This is a genomic window from Prosthecobacter vanneervenii (genome assembly GCF_014203095.1).
Taxonomy (GTDB): domain Bacteria; phylum Verrucomicrobiota; class Verrucomicrobiia; order Verrucomicrobiales; family Verrucomicrobiaceae; genus Prosthecobacter; species Prosthecobacter vanneervenii.
In genome coordinates this window covers 539,279-556,474 of record NZ_JACHIG010000002.1, presented here as the reverse complement: position 1 = coordinate 556,474, position 17,196 = coordinate 539,279, and the positions used below count along the sequence as shown (strand labels likewise).

General features: G+C 61.7%; 9 protein-coding genes. 5 read left to right on the top strand and 4 right to left on the bottom strand.

Annotation, left to right across the window (positions count from 1 at the left end):
• Window positions 1-176: 176 nt before the first annotated feature.
• Both HNQ65_RS07330 and HNQ65_RS07325 read right to left on the bottom strand, forming a co-directional pair.
• Entirely contained in the window at window positions 177-7,289 is a 7,113-nt protein-coding gene (locus HNQ65_RS07330) for a PA14 domain-containing protein (RefSeq protein ID WP_184338846.1), read from the bottom strand.
• Entirely contained in the window at window positions 7,286-9,070 is a 1,785-nt protein-coding gene (locus HNQ65_RS07325) for an MbnP family protein (protein WP_184338845.1), read from the bottom strand. Before HNQ65_RS07325 ends, HNQ65_RS07330 begins: the two co-directional genes overlap by 4 nt.
• 163 nt (window positions 9,071-9,233) lie before the next feature.
• On the opposite strand from HNQ65_RS07325, the gene HNQ65_RS07320 reads away from it, so the two are divergent.
• The gene (locus tag HNQ65_RS07320; protein WP_184338844.1) at window positions 9,234-9,410 is read left to right on the top strand and encodes a hypothetical protein; all 177 of its coding nucleotides are present in this window, start codon (window positions 9,234-9,236) and stop codon (window positions 9,408-9,410) included.
• 7 nt (window positions 9,411-9,417) lie between these two features.
• Here HNQ65_RS07320 and HNQ65_RS07315 read toward each other — a convergent pair whose 3' ends face one another.
• Window positions 9,418-10,203: a PEP-CTERM sorting domain-containing protein gene (locus HNQ65_RS07315; RefSeq protein WP_184338843.1), complete on the bottom strand. Its 786-nt coding sequence runs from the start codon at window positions 10,201-10,203 to the stop codon at window positions 9,418-9,420.
• Between the two features lie 150 nt (window positions 10,204-10,353).
• Here HNQ65_RS07315 and HNQ65_RS07310 point away from each other — a divergent pair, with 150 nt between their 5' ends.
• From HNQ65_RS07310 to HNQ65_RS07295, 4 genes are all read left to right on the top strand, one after another.
• Window positions 10,354-11,391 (top strand): peptidylprolyl isomerase, encoded by a 1,038-nt coding sequence (locus tag HNQ65_RS07310; protein WP_184338842.1) that lies wholly within the window; start codon window positions 10,354-10,356, stop codon window positions 11,389-11,391.
• A 39-nt stretch (window positions 11,392-11,430) separates the two neighbouring features.
• Entirely contained in the window at window positions 11,431-12,258 is an 828-nt protein-coding gene (locus HNQ65_RS07305) for an NAD(P)-dependent oxidoreductase (RefSeq protein ID WP_184338841.1), read from the top strand.
• A 12-nt stretch (window positions 12,259-12,270) separates the two neighbouring features.
• The gene (locus HNQ65_RS07300) at window positions 12,271-13,536 is read left to right on the top strand and encodes an SGNH/GDSL hydrolase family protein (RefSeq protein WP_184338840.1); all 1,266 of its coding nucleotides are present in this window, start codon (window positions 12,271-12,273) and stop codon (window positions 13,534-13,536) included.
• Window positions 13,537-13,597: 61 nt separating this feature from the next.
• Window positions 13,598-14,602 carry a lysylphosphatidylglycerol synthase transmembrane domain-containing protein gene (locus tag HNQ65_RS07295; protein WP_184338839.1) on the top strand — a complete coding sequence of 335 codons (1,005 nt, stop codon included), beginning with the start codon at window positions 13,598-13,600 and terminating at the stop codon, window positions 14,600-14,602.
• A 2-nt stretch (window positions 14,603-14,604) separates the two neighbouring features.
• Here HNQ65_RS07295 and mgtA read toward each other — a convergent pair whose 3' ends face one another.
• Window positions 14,605-17,196, bottom strand: coding sequence for a magnesium-translocating P-type ATPase (mgtA, locus tag HNQ65_RS07290; protein WP_221306071.1), 2,592 nt, complete (start codon window positions 17,194-17,196; stop codon window positions 14,605-14,607).

The following is a 17,196-nucleotide window of genomic DNA, read 5'->3' as shown; positions in this document are numbered from 1 at the left end:
TCCTCTGCTCCGCAGGAATGCTCCCCGCGTCCCGCACCTGCGCCAGCAAAGTGGTCCGCACAGTCCTCTGTGCGGCACGCCAGCCCCCTGACACCCGCACCATCTCTCACTCTCGCAGCATCCAGCACCTCCTGCCTCCTTCTCAAAAATCGCATCAAACCTCCCCACAGCGCTCCTCACAGCCCCTCCACACGCCACACCGCCCCCGCGCTCCCTCTTCTCGTCAGCACCGCTCCACGTCCCGCCTTCAGCACCAGCACATCATTCTGGCTGGCCAGCGTCGCATCCCGTGAAGAAACCCACGCTGCCGTCGCCCCACGCGGATTCTGAAACAGCCACCACCCGTCATACCCGCTCGCGCCGCTTTGCGCATCGCCCTTCCACACCTGCAGGGAGTCCGCCGTCGCCGGGCTGGTAGTCGCATTAAAAGACCCCGCCGCCAACATTCCCAGCCTCGTGGGCGTGGCATCCAGCGGCCACGGGTTGCTTAAAAGATTCAGCCCAGGCGTCAGCACCCGCACAAACGGCGTCGTCCGCACCTGTCCTGCCGCCATCAGCGTGCGCGGCGTCGCGCTCACGCTTTTCAGCATCACCCCAGTGCCCGGCTGGATCACCACCCCGTCTGCCACCGTCAGCCTCGCATCTCCCGCCGCCACCCACTGGCTCCGGCTGCCCGACTTCAGCAGCCAGTACGTTCGGTAGCCCGTCGCAGTCGCCATCTGCACCTGGTCAGCCGCGCCCGGGTTGTTCGTGCCTTGCAGCACGCTTTTGTCAAAAATCTGCCCCAGCGTCACATGCTTGTGCACGGAGATGCGCGCCCCCGCGATCTCCCCCGGCACCGCCGCCAGCGTGTTCGCTTCTGACTCCATGTCCACCACCAGCACCCGGTCACCGATGTGCGCCAGGTCAAAGTGGTGCCCCGCATACGCACCGTCCTTCACTTCCACGTAGTAGCTCGCATCCTCATCCACCACGCCGGGCAGAAAGCTTGCATCACTCAGATACACCACGCCTTCACTCGCCGAGTGCGCATACCCGCTGAAGACCGGCGTGTTCACCACATTCACCCCGATCGACTGCATGCCGCCTGCGATCGTGTACGTCTGCCACGCATACGGTGCCGTGACTGCCGTCTCACCCGTTGCAGTGCACCTCACCAGCAGCCTTACCATCCCGCTCGTGCTGCCGCTCGCCGTATCCAGATCCTTCCACCTCACCGTCAGCGTGCCGTCTCCGTTGTCGCTCACCGTCGCAGCCGCGTTCAGCGCCGTCCATGTCTTCAGGTCCGTGCTGCTTTGCAGCTGCCAGTTCAGGTCATTCGGTCCTCGTGGCCTCACCACGCTCGCGCTCACATGGCCGTTCAGCGTGCTCAGCCTCAGCACATCCCCGGCATTGATCCCGCTGCCCGCACTCGCGCCAAAGGCATACTCCAGCAGATCCGGCAGATCATCACCGTCCGCATTGCCCGCAGCGTTGCTCAGTGCACCGTTGCTGCGTGCGCTCGCGCACCATTCCGCAAAGCTCTCCGGGTATCCCGTCACAGCCTGCCCCGGCGCATGCGTCAGCAGCCGCTCTGTCGGGATCACCTGCAGCGGCTGGCTCGGGCTGGCCCACATCAGCCGTATCACGGCATCACCGTCATTCGCAAAAAACTCCAGCTTGATCGCCGCAGGCACTCCCGCCTGCAGGTCCACTTCAGCGCTGCTCGTTTCTTCCGCATGCTTGTTCCAGCGGTTGAGGATCAGTTGCCCGTTCACCCACAGCCTCACCCCGTTGTCGCTCGTGGTCACAAAGGTGTGCCTCTCGCTGTGCAGCGGCATCACCACGCCCTGCCATCTCACGCTGAAGTTGTCCGCTCCCAGCCGCACATCCGGTGCCGCCGCGCTCCAGCGGAAATCCACCGTGCGGTCCGTGCGGCTGTAGCGCAGTTGGTCAAAATTCACCCCCGCATAATACTCCGCCGCCAGTCCGTTCTGCGTCCCGGAGACCGTGCTGCTCGTGCTGGAAAGCTGCACATAATTCAGCGCCGTCAGCCCCTTGGCCGCAGCACCGTTGTCCAGCGTCAGCCTCCCGTCGCTCACCAGCACCCGTACGCTCTTCACCTGAAACACCCCCGCCGCGCACGCCGCAGCATTCCACACCGCCACGCCCTCGACGTTCAGCGTGTTCGTGCTGCTCTGCGTCGCGTCTCCCACGCTGATCGTCACATCATATTCACCGTTCGGCAGCGCCATCTCCCACTGCGCACCCGCCAGCAGGCGCATCACCGTGTCCTGGCGCTGATCACTCACGGCATTCCGATCCCGACCCTGCGCGGTGTGGTCGTTGTTCCATCCATACGTCAGTCCGTTGCGCGCACCAAACACATCGCCGTCATCCGCGCAGTAGCCGTTGGGCGTCGGCGCACCCGTGTTTTGAAAATGGATCTTTACGCTCAGCGGCGCGGGCGGTGCATTTCCCAGCACCAGCGTGTTCGAGGCGCTGCTGCCTTGTCCTGCGCTGTCCTGCGCCGCATTTACCGGCAGGCTCACGCTCACATCCCCGTCGGCCGCCGGTTGCACTGTCGCCACCCACAGCGCGTCTCCTCCACTCAGCGCCACAATGCTTCCATTCGTCACCACAAATTCCGACGCATCCAGTCCCGTCACCGCCTCGCTGAACTGCGCTTGAATCATGAACCCGCCGCTTCCGCTTCTCCCGGTCGCCGTCAGCACCACGCTTGGCGCCGGATCATTCACCACACCGGCTCCGGTGTTGTCCGTCGGAACATAGCTCACGCTCAGCAGATTCGACGCCCCACTCGGATTCTCCGCCGCATCCGCCGTCGTTTCCGCAGGCAGCTGCACCGTCACCACACCCGCCGCCGTTGGCTGAATGCTCAGAAGGTACACCGCTCCGCTCCCGCTCAAGTCGGTGGCCACACCATTCACGACCACAAAATCAGCCGCACTCAGTCCCACGATCGCTTCGCTCGCATTCACGCTCACCGTGAAGGCCCCGCTCACGCTTTCCGCCGCCGTGCTCAGCGTGATCACTGGCGGTGTCACATCTGCACTGTTCACCACCGTCAGCACGTTCGATCCCAGATTGCCCAGCCCTGTCGCGTCCTGCATCACATTCGCAGGGATCGAGATGCTCACGCTCGCCGCCTTCGGTTCCACATAAAAGCTGAAGCTCGTTCCCGTCATGCTGAATCCGCGCACCACTCCGCCGATGATCACGATGTCATCTGCCGCGAACCCCGCAGCTGCCTCGCTCAGATACCCCGCAACTGGGAAGGATCCGCTCACATTTCCGCCCGCAGTTGCCAGCACAATGCTCAACGGTGCAGGTGCACTCACCTCTGCGTCGTCAATTTGAGAGAGATAAGACACGAGTTGAGACAGCTGGTTGTCTGTAAGCAGCACTCCCTTGTGCGCCCGCACCGCATCCGCCAGTGTCGCCGCACTTCCATCATGCAGATACGGCGCCGTGCTCCACAGTCCACGCAGCGTCGGAACATCCAGCCCGGCAAGCGGCCCGCCCAGTCTCTGCCCGCTCGTTGGTTTGATCGTGCCGATGTCCTCAAACACATTCAGCGCGCTCTTCGTAAAGCGTGTCCCCTCATGGCAGGCCGCGCAGTTCTGTGCGCGAAAGACCTGCCTGCCCGCCACCGCTTCAGCCGTCAGCGCTCCATTGCTCCCACGCATCGGACTGCTTCCCGCTGTGCTCAGAGATTTCACATACGCCGCCAGCGCATCCAGATCCGCGCTCACACCAGCTTTCGGATCTCCCAGCGGCTGGTCCCTCGTGCCGGTGTGAAAAGCCGCGTCACTCATCAGCCCCAGCCCGTTTGGCAGGCTGCGGATCTGTCCTTCAAAATCCTGAATCTCGTCAAAGTTTCCCGTCCAGTGGGAAGGCCCGTGCGTCGCATGTCCGCGCAGCGAGATGTTGTTGCGCAGCCCCTCGCCAAAGCTCGTGAAATCCCACACGCGCCCATCCTGGTCGCCGTCATTGTGGCACGCCGCGCAGCTGATGTATTGCTGCAGCGCCAGCCGCGGGTCTTGCGAATCGTAGAAGAACTGCTTCCCCTTCAGCACCACGGGACTCAGCTTTTCTGTGGAGATGCATTTCAGCGTCGCGCTCATCACCGGTGCCGTTTCAGCACCACTTCGGATCGCGCTCACGTCATGCATCGTCACCGTCCGGTCCATGAAGTTGTGCACATAAACAGTGTTTCCGTCTGGAGACGTCACCACGCCCTGCGGCGCACGCCCCGCATTAAAACGCAGCAGCTCCTTCTGGTTCCACGCATCCACCACCGCCACAGCACGGCTGCCTTCCAGTGCTGTGAAAAGATACATCCCCGTCGGATCATACGCCGCCGCGCAGGCGATCCCCGCATCATTGAAATCAATCCTCGCCGGCAGGTCCTCCGCCAGGCTTCCGAGATCAAGGCGCGACACAATGCTGCGCACCGTGTTGTCATGCGTCAGCGGGTTCCCATCACGTAGCGCACCGCGTTTGATGTTGTCCTTCTTCGACGGCACCCACGCATTCGTGCCATCCGGGCTGATCACCGCAGGCCCCAGATAATTCGGTATCCCTCGCCCTGCGATTGAGCTGTCAGCCTCCTCGCTGTGCGCCAGGATCACGCTGCGACTCACGCTCATGCTCGCCGCCTCCAGCACGCACACCACCCCGCCGTACTTCGTGTCACCATCCTGCGTCACTACCGTGGCCGTGCTCTCGCCGGGCAGGGGTGGCGTGATGAACCTCGTTGCAAACACCTGCGCACCATCCGCGCTCACAGACAGGTGCCTCACGCTCGTTCCCACCTGGGCCGATCCCAGCACCTTGGCCGGATTCGTTGGATCCAGCTTCAGTACCACGCCGCTGTCCTGCAGCGACACATACGCAGCACTCCCCGCAGGATCAAACACCACCGCATACGGGCGCGATCCCAGAGCCAGCGACACCGTCTGCACCACGCTCAAATTCGCCCCGATGACGCTGATGCTTCCGCTCTCGCTGTTCACCACCCACGCTCTTCCATCCGGCGCTGTCGCCACACTGCGTGGTCCCTTGCCGGTGCCGATGATTCCGCCGCGTGCTCGCGTCACTGCATCAAAGACCGTCACGCTGTCCTGGTCCGGGTTCACCACCCACAGCCTCGCGTTCGCTCCGCTGCGCACCTGATACGCCAGACTGCTTGAAACACTCGGCCTCTTCGCCGTCAGCGGCGCGTGCACGGCTTGGTGAAAGCTCGTCGTCACCACGCTTCCCGTGTCATCCCGCACCGTCAGCGTCACCAGATAGCGCCCCGGCTTGGCGTAGGTTTTGGCAAAGCTCGCGCTGCTGCTGAAATCCGTCACCCCGGTGCCGTCGCCAAAGTCCCACTGAAACTCCGGCGCGCTGCTTCCACTTGTGGCCACGTTAAAGTTTAAAGCATCACCCGCCTGCACCGGCGCGTTCGCCAGCGGCTCCACTTGCAGGTCAGAGTGCACCGTCCACAAAAAGCTTGCCGTCGCTGCCTCCAGCAGTCCGTCGCTCACCGTCACGCTCACATTCCAGCGGCCTGTGGTCGTTGGCGTGCCGGAGATGAGCCCGCTCACCGCATCCAGCGTCACGCCCGGCGGCAGATTGTCGGCGCTGTAGGCTCGCGTCGATGCACTGTACCCATACGACCTCACCGTCACCGGCACCACGCTTTTCCCCACCGTCGTAAACTGAGCGTCCGGATGGCTGATCGAACTCGTCAGCGTCGCATCTACAAGCAGCATCTTCGACTCCGAATACGGCCCGCTCGCCGAGATGCCAAACAGCATCCAGTACCCCGGCGTCAGCACATTCACATTCGCCGGTGCCTGCAGCGCATACGCGCCCGGTGCCACCTCATTAAAGACCAGCTCCACAAATCGCAGGTCGCTCGTCACCGAATGCGTCAGCGATGCCGACTTGATCATCGTAAAGCGCTTCATCCCCGCCGTGGCGCGCACCGTGAAGGCCAGCCCCGGCCCGATCACTTCCGGCGTTTCCGTGATCTCCGGCCGCACCGCCGCCGTGCCATCCGGATTGAAAAGCACCGGCGGTGTGAAGACCTGCGCATCCTGATGGTCCGCTGCATCACCGCTCAGTCCGCCACCTCCGGACCACACACGCCCATCGGGCAGCAGCATCGCCACGGAGTGGTAGTTCCTCGGCACCTGCATGTCCGCTGCCGTGCGCCACGTTCCGGTCGTCGGGTTCCAGATTTCCGGCGTCATCACGCTGCCCAGATCACTGAATTTGATCTGCGATGTGTTCCCCCCGATCGCCATCACCTCGCCCGTCGGCAGGATCACGCCATTGGCAAAAGTGCGCGCATACTTCAGGCTGCCCGTCTGGGTCACCGTGGGCGTGCTCCCGTTGATGTCCACCACCCACGCTTGGTTTGTCGCACCACCACCCACCGTGCGCCCCGCTCCTTGCAGCAGCTTCCCCGGTGCAAACATCACCATCGCTCCGTCCTTCGGGTAGTAGTAGCCCTGCACGCACGCGCTCGTGTTGATGATCTGCCCGTTCCCGCTCGGGTCCACCCAGTGCATCGTCTTGGTGGGGCCGGTGTGGGCTATCTTCCCGTTCGGTGCCACATGCAGAAAGGGGTGCCAGATCGACTCCATGTCGTTCTCGCTCGTGGCCTGCGTCCAGTCGATCCCCGTGTAGCGCGTCCAGCCCTTGCTCTCCGTCCAGCGCTCGGAGCTGCTGCTCCCTCCGGAGCCGAGCGCGGTGAAGACGCTCCCGTCCGGAAGTGCCACGCTCGTGTTGTACCAGCGCGGGTCCTGCATGTCAGCGGTCTTGCTCCAGGTGTTCGTGCGCCAGTCAAACACGCTGCTGTCACGGATCGTGTTGTTGCCCCCGTTCACCAGCAGCCGTCCGTCTGGCAGCATCGCTACACCACCGCAAAACATGTCGTGGTAGGGGTTGTTCACCACCTTGAACTCCCCCGTGCGGCAGTCCCACGTCGCCGCATACGTGGAAGTCCCCATCGGAAACGTGGTCGGCTGGCTCGACGCAAAGGTCAGCAGCCTTCCATCCGGCAGCATCGCACACGTCACCGGGATGTGCGGCGTCCACGGGATCACTGCGCTCCACTTTCCCAGCGTCGCATACTGCACGGGGGAGGGCGTCTGCACCTGCGGCAGCTCGGCAGGTGGTGCCAGCAGCGCCGCTTCGGCGGCCAGCGCATCATCCTGCTCATGCGTCACCCCGTCCGCATTCGCGGAGTTCGCAGCCATCATCAGCGCTAGGATCAGCGATAGACGTTTCATCGCGCAGCAGTGGTGGCCTCTTCTCCACCGGTGAAGCTCTCATCCGTCAGCGTCTTCAGAAAGGCCACCAGATCTGCCTTCTCCTCCGCCGTCAGTTGGATTCCTCCTGCCGGATGCTTCGCCAGATTCGGGTCCAGCGTCGGGCTGTTGCGCACGCCGCTGCTGTAGTGCTCCACCACCTCCTCCAGCGTGGCAAAGCGACCGTCATGCATGTATGGCGCGGTGCGTGCGATGTTCCGCAGGCTCGGTGTTTTAAACTTGCCCCGGTCCGCCTCGTCCTTCGTCACCGCCATCCGTCCGATGTCATCCTCCGCCAGCGCCAGCCCGTTGTTGGCAAACGCCTGGCTCATAAACAGCGTCCCCCCATGACAGTGAAAGCAGTCCGCCCCGCGCAGTCCGCGCTTCGGGTCAAACTCCGTCACAAACAGCCTCAACCCCCGCTTCTCACTTTCCGTCAGCTCCGCCACCTTCCTCGCCGCACGGTCAAACCGCGACTCCTGCGAAACCAAAGTGAGAAGATATTGCTCCAGCGCCTTGGCAATCCCATCCGCCGTGATCTCACTCACCCCATACGCCGCGCGAAACGCCTCCACACATTCCGCATCCGCACTCAGCTTCGCCACCACCTTCGGCAGCGTCTCGTTCATCTCATGCGCATCCTGGATCGGCATCAGCACCTGCTCCCTCAGCGTCGCCGCGCGCCCATCCCAGAAGAAGGCAGGCTGCCACGCCAGATTGAAAAGCGGCATCGCATTCCTCTTACCCACCTGCTGCTCCGCCCCCAGGCTGAAGCGCCGCACATCCGCAAACGCATGCCCCTGATCATGGCACGACGCGCACGCCTGCGTCTGGTTCACCGATAGCCGCTTGTCCTGAAACAGCCTCCTCCCCAGCTCCACCCCCTCCTCCGTAAGCGGATTGTCCGTCGGCAGCCGCACCTGCGGAAAGCGCTGCGTCACCGCTGGCTTGTAGGCATGCGTCCCGGCCGGCAGCGGGGCAGGGGGGCTGGCATACGCCGGGGTCTGATACACATCATAGCTAAGCCCCCGCACCCGGAACGACTGCTCGATCCGGCTCTTGATCCGCATCGCCAGCTCATCGCCCTCCCGCGAGTGGGTCGAGGTGCCGTCTTTGCTGAATCCGACACAAGAAAGCACCTTTTCGAGGTCAAAATCCAGCGTCAAAGTCAGCGGCCTCCCGCCCCGAAATTCCACCGGCAGATCCACCTTCATGAGCTGCGGCATGTTCGCGATGTGGTAGGAGAACCCGTCCTCTTTTCCCTCGTTCTGGAATCTTCCCTCCAGCGCCAGAAAGATATATCCTCCCATCCATCCCCAGTGCAGACCGTTCACCTGTGGGTTCAGCGCATGATCTGCGGCATATCGGTGCGGATCAGCACGATTGGTGGCATCATCCACCCCAATCTGGAAACGGATCCCCGTGTACTCACCCGCCGGAATGCCCGATCCCTTCGCCGTCATCCTTCCAGCACCTGCGCTCAGATACGCAAACCAGTCCTTCGATTCCACCCACGTCCCATCCTTCCTCCGCAGCGCCAGCCCCGAGAGCAGAAAGTCCAGCCTCGTGATCCTCGCCTTTTGTTGAGCCGAGACTGGCTCATTCATCCTCAAAGCCTTACCACCTGCCATCGAATTGATTTCCAGCCTCATCTCCTGCGCCACCACCCCCGTCCCCATCATCACCATCCCCACCACCAGACCCCGCAAACGGGGTGTTTTCAGCGCCTGCATAAGCAAGCTTCTCGTGGAATTGAGGCGCATAAATGACGGTTTTTATCGTTTATGCGCCACGTTTCTATAATTAACATAAGTCACAAGTCAGGTCTTTGTAAGATCGAGCTGCGAGCTTGGTAACCTCGCTTCACCTCTTGCCTCATGATTCGCGCTCTGTTGCTCTCCTTCTTCTGCCTATGCGCAGGCCAGCATGGAGGAGGACTTCAATTCCATCGCTTCACGCCTTATGATGGGCGATGCAGCATTGCGCACAGCCATGCAGCAGTTTCCCAAAATGCGCGAAAAGGCGGAGCTGGTGATCGACTTCTATACCAAACTGGATCCCCAGTTGACTCGCGCTCATTTTGAGGCGCTTCGTTCCGAATAGGGAGCTTTTACCGACGCCGACGGCGGATGATCCAGGCCAGCCCAACACTGGCCACGAGGATGGCGCTGCCCGGTTCTGGCACCGCTGCCATGCCGATCACCAGCCCGTCCTGCCAGTTGCTTGGATCAGCCTCTGGAGCGTAGGTGTTGATCGTGGAATAATCGTGCACGGGAGTGTAGGTGGCGAAAAAGCCCGCACCGTCCTTCGCGGCCACATCGCTGAGCATGCTCTGGAAGATCGCGGAGCGCGCGTCATCCGTGGCATTCCCATGACCGGCGTAGTAGTCCAGGTAGTCGCTCATGTCGGTAAAGTCCGACTTCGGCGGCTTGCCCTCCGTTTGCGCTAGGAAGTTCTGCACCGCAAACATCGCGTTGTAGAAGCTGTCGTTGTTCGTGAAATTGTTAAAGTCGCCGCTTTGCTCCAAAAAGCGCCCAGAGGCACCGGCCAGCGTGTTCCAGGGCAGGTAGGTATCCAGCACATACTCCATCACCGCGATCTGCTTCGGCACGATGCTGGCGTAGAAACTCGGGTCGGCCCCATACGTATTCACATAGCGTTCAGTGTTTTGCACCGTCCAGCCATCGGTAAAAGAGAGGCTGTTGGCGGTGATGGTCTGATTGCTGATGGCTGGCGGTCCCGGTTCAATGCACATCCACCAATAGGTCTGACCACCAATGACATACTGCCCGATCACGTCGCCGTTATTATCCAAACCAGTCACGGAAACCGTCGCAGCGGAGGCTGTGACGGTCCAAGCCGCAAAGAGCAGGGAAAAGAACCGAGGGAATGTCATGATGTTATGAAATTTATGGTAACGGCGAGATAAATCGAGGTTTATTTTATTAAATTTGTGAAAAATAAGGCGGACTTGATGACGGGCAACTCCGCAAAAGAGGGGCTTGGGCTTGCACCTCGCAGAGCGTCTCCTAGGCTTCAGGCCTTAATGTCGCGTATTTTCCAGGGCCTGCTGGGGTGGTGGACCATCCTCTTTTTGGTGGTGGCGGGCTGTTACGTGGCCGCTGACCTCTACTACTACCACGGTCCGGTGGACCGCTGGCTGCGCGGCGGAGTGGTGGCAGAGGTTGCTGGCCAGCCCATATCCCGTCGTGAGCTTGCCGATGCACTCCGTGAGGAATTGTGGAAACAGGATGCCAAATGGGCCTTTTTGAACCCCGAGGCACGTCAGAAATTGCGCCTCGAGGTGCTGGATCGGCTGATCGATGCCCGACTGATCCGAGCCTTTCGCCTCAAAGACGCCCCCGTCAGCACCGCTCCCAGTCCGGCGGCCCGGCAGGAGGCCGACATGATGCAGCGGCAGTTTGCGGAGGCTGAAGAGGCACCCCGCCGCATGGCCGCGCAGCATCTCACCCCTAAGACTCTCGCGGCGCAGATCGAGGAATCTCTGCGCGATGAGGCCTGGATCGCCGCACAAATTCAGCCTGAAGTGGCCAAGATCACTCCGCAGGTGGTTCAGGCATGGTATCAGGGCCACCGGGAAAAACTGCGCATTCCGCAGGCCTGGCATGCAGCCCATCTTTTCCTGGCGCAGGCAACTCCTGGAAAGCCGGACCGCGAGGCCGAGATCCGCGGCCTGCAGCAGCAGATGCTGGCAGGAAAGAGCACCTTCGCGCAGCTTGTGGCAGCTCATTCAGAAGACGAGCGCAGCAAGAGGCTGGGCGGAGATTTGGGCTGGTTTACGCACGAGCGCATGCCGGCGGATTTCATCGCGGCGGTGCGCAGCCTGCGGGTAGGGCAGGTGAGCGCTCCGGTGCGCACCCGCGTCGGCTGGCACCTCATCCTGCTGAAGGAGCAGCGCGCCTCATGCCTGCCGGCTTTCGAAGAGGTGCGGGAGGAAATCACCGCCATGCTCACCAGTCAGCGCCGCGAGTCGGCCGTGAAGCAACTGCTGGCAGCCCTGAGCAAGCGTGTGCAGGTGGTGACTCATGCCGAAGTCGTCAGCGCCACCGAGCCTGCACGGTGAGGATTTGCACCGCGTGAAATGCGCGCTAAGGGCGTGGGCATGAAACCCAACGTTGGCATTCTCGGACTCGGCATCATCGGCAGTCGTGTGGCGGAAAATCTGCGCAAGGCAGGACATGAAGTGTTTGTCTGGAGCAGGAGCGCGCGCCCGGTGCCCAACTTCCTCTCCTCCCCGCATGAGGTGGCGGAGGCCGCCGGCATCATTCAAATTTTTGTGCGTGACAGCAAGGCGCTGATCGAGGCCATCGAAGACATGAAGCCAGCCCTCAAAGCCGGGCACCTCATCATGAACCACGCCACCGTGAGCAAGGCCGCCGCACTGGAGGCGGGCAGACTGGTGGAGGCCGCAGGCGCAGCTTACCTGGACGCCCCCTTCACCGGCAGCAAGATGGCCGCTCAAAACGGCAAGCTTTGCTACTACATCGGCGGCAGCGACCTGCTGCTGGAGCGCGCCCGCCCCGTGCTGGAGGCCAGCGCTGCCAAAATCCTGCCGCTCGGGGAAGTGGGAGACGCCATGGTGCTCAAGATCGTGACCAATCTCGTCTCCGCTGTGATCGTCGAGGCGGTGGCCGAGGCAGCAGACATCACCAAGGCCAACGGGATTCCCTTGGAAAAGCTGCACGAGGCCCTGGAGAGCAACGCCAACTACTCCACGCTCATCGGCATGAAGCTGCCCGCCATCATCAAGAGCGACTACGAGCCGCACTTCGCCCTGCGCAACATGCTGAAGGACGCCGACTTTGCCCGCGAACTCGCCGCCGAGGCCAAGCTGCACACCCCTGCACTGGACTGCACCGCCGCCGCCATGCGCGCAGGTGTGGATGCCGGAAAGGGCGATCTCGACTTCAGCGTGATCGGGCAGCGCTAAACTCTGCATTCCATGAAAAGACTCACGACGCTCCTGTTTGCGCTCGCTTTCTCAGGCTTGGCCACTGCCGATGAATCCCCTCTCTGGGATCTCGCCAAAAACGACATCCCGGCGGTGGAGAAGGCAGGAGGTGCCATAAAGCTGCACGATGGCGCATCATTCGCCGTTCCTGCAGAGGCGTTTCCTGATCAGAAGAACTTCACTGTGCAGGTCACGCTCTCTTTAGACGCTCTGGTGCAGGATGCGGTCTTTACCGTGATGAACAAGCAAAGCGGCGGAAAGGACGACGGCTTTGCCATGTTCTTCAACTACAAGGACAAGCCGTATTATGCGCGTCAGGTAAACTCCGTCGTGAACAAGATTTTGATGACCGGTGGTGCGCTGAATGGGCGCAACGAGCCGGAAATCAACAAACCCTGCACCTTCACGCTGGCCGTGCGCAATGGCCTGGCGACCTTTTACATCGATGACGCTCCCATCAAGAAGTGCTTCATGGAGCTCGTGCCCAACAGCGAGCCGATGTGGATCGGGCGCAACGACAATCCGAAGTCCAAGACCATGCCCGTGACGGTGCACAGCGTGAAGGTCTTTGGACCTGCTTATAACTACGTTTCAAAGAAAGAGAGCGCAGGACCCTACCCGCGCGGCGCGGTGGCCGGGAAAGGCTGGGCGCTGGACGTGCCAAAGATCGAGCATCCCGAGTGGCCCCAGGTGCTCATCTACGGCGACTCCATCTCCATGGGCTACAGCGGCTCCTTCATTCCAGAGATGCTCAAAAAGAACGTTTATACCTTTCATTGCGTTCACTTCGTGGGTGGAGACGTGCCTGAGCAGGCTCTGAGCGAAATGGCGGGCCGATACAAGTTTGACGCGATTGTTTTCAACAACGGCCTGCATTCCCTGCACTGGACGCCAGCCCAGGTTTCAGATGCGGTGGTGTTGGAGCGGATGCAGAAGCTGACACGCTGCTTCAAGAATGGCGCGCCTCAGGCCAAAATCTTCTACCTCATGACCACACCGCACACGGCGGCACGTCCAGCCCCGGACAAGCCTGTCACTGCATTCGGCGACAAAAATGACGTGGTGCTGCGCCTCAACACCCTTTCCGCGCAGGTCATGAAACAAGAAGGCATCGAAGTGATCGACGCGTATGCCCTGCTCGCCTCGCACCTCGATCTTGCCTCAGGTGACAACTACCACTGGCAGACACCGGCCTACCAACTGCTCACCCAGGAGATCTTCAGCCGGGTGTTGCCTGCGGTGGGGAAAGAGAAGTGATCAGCGCGGTGGCTGATGGGTTCCCGATTGACTTCAAACTGAGGAAATCCCACAAAGAGCCATGCCCGAGGAGAGGAACACCGATGAAGAAACGGATCTTTTGATGAAGAATCCGCAGGGCAGGTTGCCTCCGATGTCGTGGATGGTGTGGCTCACGGGGGCGGCGGCGTGTGCGGCGCTGATCCTGGTGGTGACGCATCTGACGGAAGAAGAGGAATTTTTGAGCCTGCTGAAGCAGATGGATGTGCGCTGGCTGGTGCTGGCGCTGGGGCTGCAGGCCTGCACCTACCTGCTGCAGGGCATCGTGTGGCGTGTGGCCACGGGGGCCGCAGGGCATGCACTGCCTTTGGGAAAATCGTATCAGATCAGTCTGGCGATGCTGTTTGTGGATCAGGCGCTGCCCTCGGCTGGCATCAGCGGTGTGGCGGTGGTGTCCGGTGCGCTCTCACGCATGGGCATGCCACGTGCGGTGGTGGCCTCGGCCGTGCTGGTGGACAACGGGATGTATTATCTGGCCTATGCAGCATGCATGGCGGTGGCGCTGTACAACGCCTACCTGCCGACGTGGGTAGATGTGGCGATGCTGGGCTTTGTGCTGGCTGGGGCCGCGATGTGCTGGGTGCAGCTCTCGCTGCCGAATGGCGGCATGCGCTGGCTGAAGCCCCGGCTGCGACGCTTTGCCAAACTGGCGAAGCTGGTGGATTGGCTGGACCATGCGCATCCGGCCTCGGTGAAAAACAAGCGGGTGCTGCTGACGGCCTTTGCGCTGCATGTGGTGAATTTTCTGCTGGATGCCACGACGATCTGGGTGGCGGCGCGTGCGCTGGGTGTGACGGCGTCCCCTGGTGGTGTGTTTTCCAGCTTCATGGTGTCCACGCTCTTCCGCACGATCGGCATCATTCCGGGTGGACTGGGCACCTTTGAGACAGCGTCGGTGATGTCTCTGAAGAGCATCGGGCTGCCTTTGTCTTTAGGACTGTCTGCGACACTGCTTTTCCGTGGGCTGAGCTTCTGGCTGCCGATGGTGCCCGGGCTGGTGTGCGCGAAGCGGATGCTGAAGAGGTAAGGTTAGCGCGGGGCTGGCTGCGCCTGCTCCAGACGGGAGAACATGACACGTTTCATGAGTTCGCTGGTGAGGAGGTAGAGGAGGGTGATGCCGGCGAGGGTGAGCATGAAATACCAAGGCGGGGGCACGAGGCCGAAGAGTGCTCCGAGCGGTGTGTAGGGCAGGAGAATGACGCTGCCCGCGACGGTGAGCGTGGCAGCGGCAAGAATGCGGCCGGGACGGCTTTTAAAAATGGAACGGTGCGTTCGAATGACCATGACGATGAACATCTGTGTCAGCACGGACTCAATGAACCATCCGGTCTGAAACTGACTTTCGGTGGCATGCAGCAGAAGAAGCAGCGCGCCGAAGGTAAGGTAGTCAAACACAGAGCTGACAAGGCCAAAGGCGACCATGAAACGGCGGATGAATTTCTGATCCCAGCGGCGTGGCTTCTGCACCTGCTCTGGATCGACGGAATCCGTGGCGATGGTGAGTGCGGGAAGGTCGGAGAGGAAGTTGTTGAGCAGGATCTGCTTGGGCAGCAGGGGGAGGAAGGGCAGGAAGAGAGAGGCTCCGGCCATGCTGAACATGTTGCCAAAATTGGCACTGGTGGCGATGAAGATGTATTTGAGCGTATTGGCGAACGTGATGCGGCCATTGTGAACACCGCGTGCGAGCACGCCGAGGTCATGGCGCAGGAGCACGATGTCAGCGGCTTCCTTGGCCACATCCACTGCACCATCGACGGAGATGCCCACATCGGCGGCGTGGAGAGCGGAGGCGTCATTGATGCCATCTCCCAGATATCCTACGACGTGGCCCGCCTTGCGCAGGGCGATGAGAATGCGTTCTTTTTGATTGGGCTCAGTCTCGGCAAAGATGTCCACCTCGCTGACGCGGCTGATGAGTGCGGCCTCGTTCATATGGTGCAGTACGTCTCCGGTGAGAACCTTGGGGCTGGCGATGCCCATCTGCGTGCCGAGGCGCTGGGCCACGAGGCGGTTGTCCCCAGTGATGACCTTGAGGCTGACGCCGAGCTGGCGCAGCTCCTGGATGGCCTCGGCGGCTCCGGCTTTGGGCGGATCGTCAAAGAGCAGGAAACCGGTGAAGGTCATGTCCTGCTCGTCGTCTTTATTGATCACGGGATCGTCGGTGACATCCCGGCAGGCGAGGCCGAGCACGCGGTGGCCGGCGTGGCTGTAATCTGCAAAGCGCTGCTGCAAGGTGTCACGAAATGCCTCGATCGGCTGATCTCCACCGGAAGCTGCCACCTTGGTGCAGACAGCGAGCACATTGGCAAAAGCGCCCTTGGTGATCATGAGATGGCGCTTTCCGCCATTCACGTGCTCCACCACGACGCTGAGGCGCTTGCGGATGAAGTCGTAGGGCACCTCGTCAAACTTGTGCCAGCCGGAGATGTCGAGGCCGGTTTCGGCACGCAGTGCGGCATCGATGGGATTGGTGAAGCCGCTTTCAAAGGTGGCATTGAGCACGCCGTGCAGGCGAACGGTGTCGCTTGCGTTCCCCTGCGCATCATTCGCCGCGAGGAGGCGTACGCGGCCCTCGGTGAGAGTGCCGGTTTTGTCCGAGCAGAGGACATTCATGCTGCCGAAATTTTCGATGGAGGAAAGGCGGCGCACGATGACCTGATCCTGCGCCATGCGCTTGGCTCCGCGCGCCAGGGTGATGCTGACGATGGCGGGCAGGAGCTCCGGCGTCATGCCCACGGCGAGCGCGAGGGCAAACATGAAGGCTTCGAGCACCGGGCGGTGGAAGAAGACATTGATGGCAAAAATGGCGATGACGAAGATCAGCGTGACTTTGATGAGCATTTCGCCAAAGCGGCGCAAACCGCGCTCGAATTCCGTTTCGGGCGCACGAAGACGGAGGCGCTCGGAGATGGCGCCGAACTCAGTGTCATCTCCGGTGGCCATGATGAGGACATGCGCGGTGCCGCTGACGACGTGGGTGCCTTCAAAGACGGCATTGGTGCGCTCGCTCTGGCGTGCATCTGATGCGACGGCACCGGCTTTTTTCTCGGCGGGGTAGCTTTCGCCGGTGAGTGCGGATTCATCGACAAAGAGGTCCTTGGATTCCAGCAGCAGGGCATCTCCGGGGATGGTGTCTCCAGCGCTGAGGAGGACAACGTCTCCCGGCACGACCTGCTCGGCAGGGACTTCGATCTTCTGGCCATCGCGCAGAACGGTGGCGCGTGCCTGGATCATGGCGAGGAGAGCGGCGACGGCATTGGCGGCGCGGTATTCCTGCCAGAAGCCGAGCAAGGTGCTCATGAGCACGACGGTGGAGACAATGAGGACGTCCATCTTGTCCCCGAGAAAGGCGGAGATGGACATGGCCACGAGCAGCAGGATGACGAGGGGGCTGCGGAATTGATTGAGCAGCAGACGCCAGGCGGAGCTGCTGCTTTTTCGCAGGCGTGTGCGCGATTCTGCCAGGCGGGCGGCAGCCTCTGCCGCTGTGAGGCCGGTGCTGCGTGAACGGACCTGGCTCAGGGCTGCATCAGTGGAGAGCAGGTGGATGTGCATGCGAGGCATCTGTCCTGCGGCCTTGAGTTTTTGCAATGCGACAGTGGTGGCATGAGCGTGACGCAC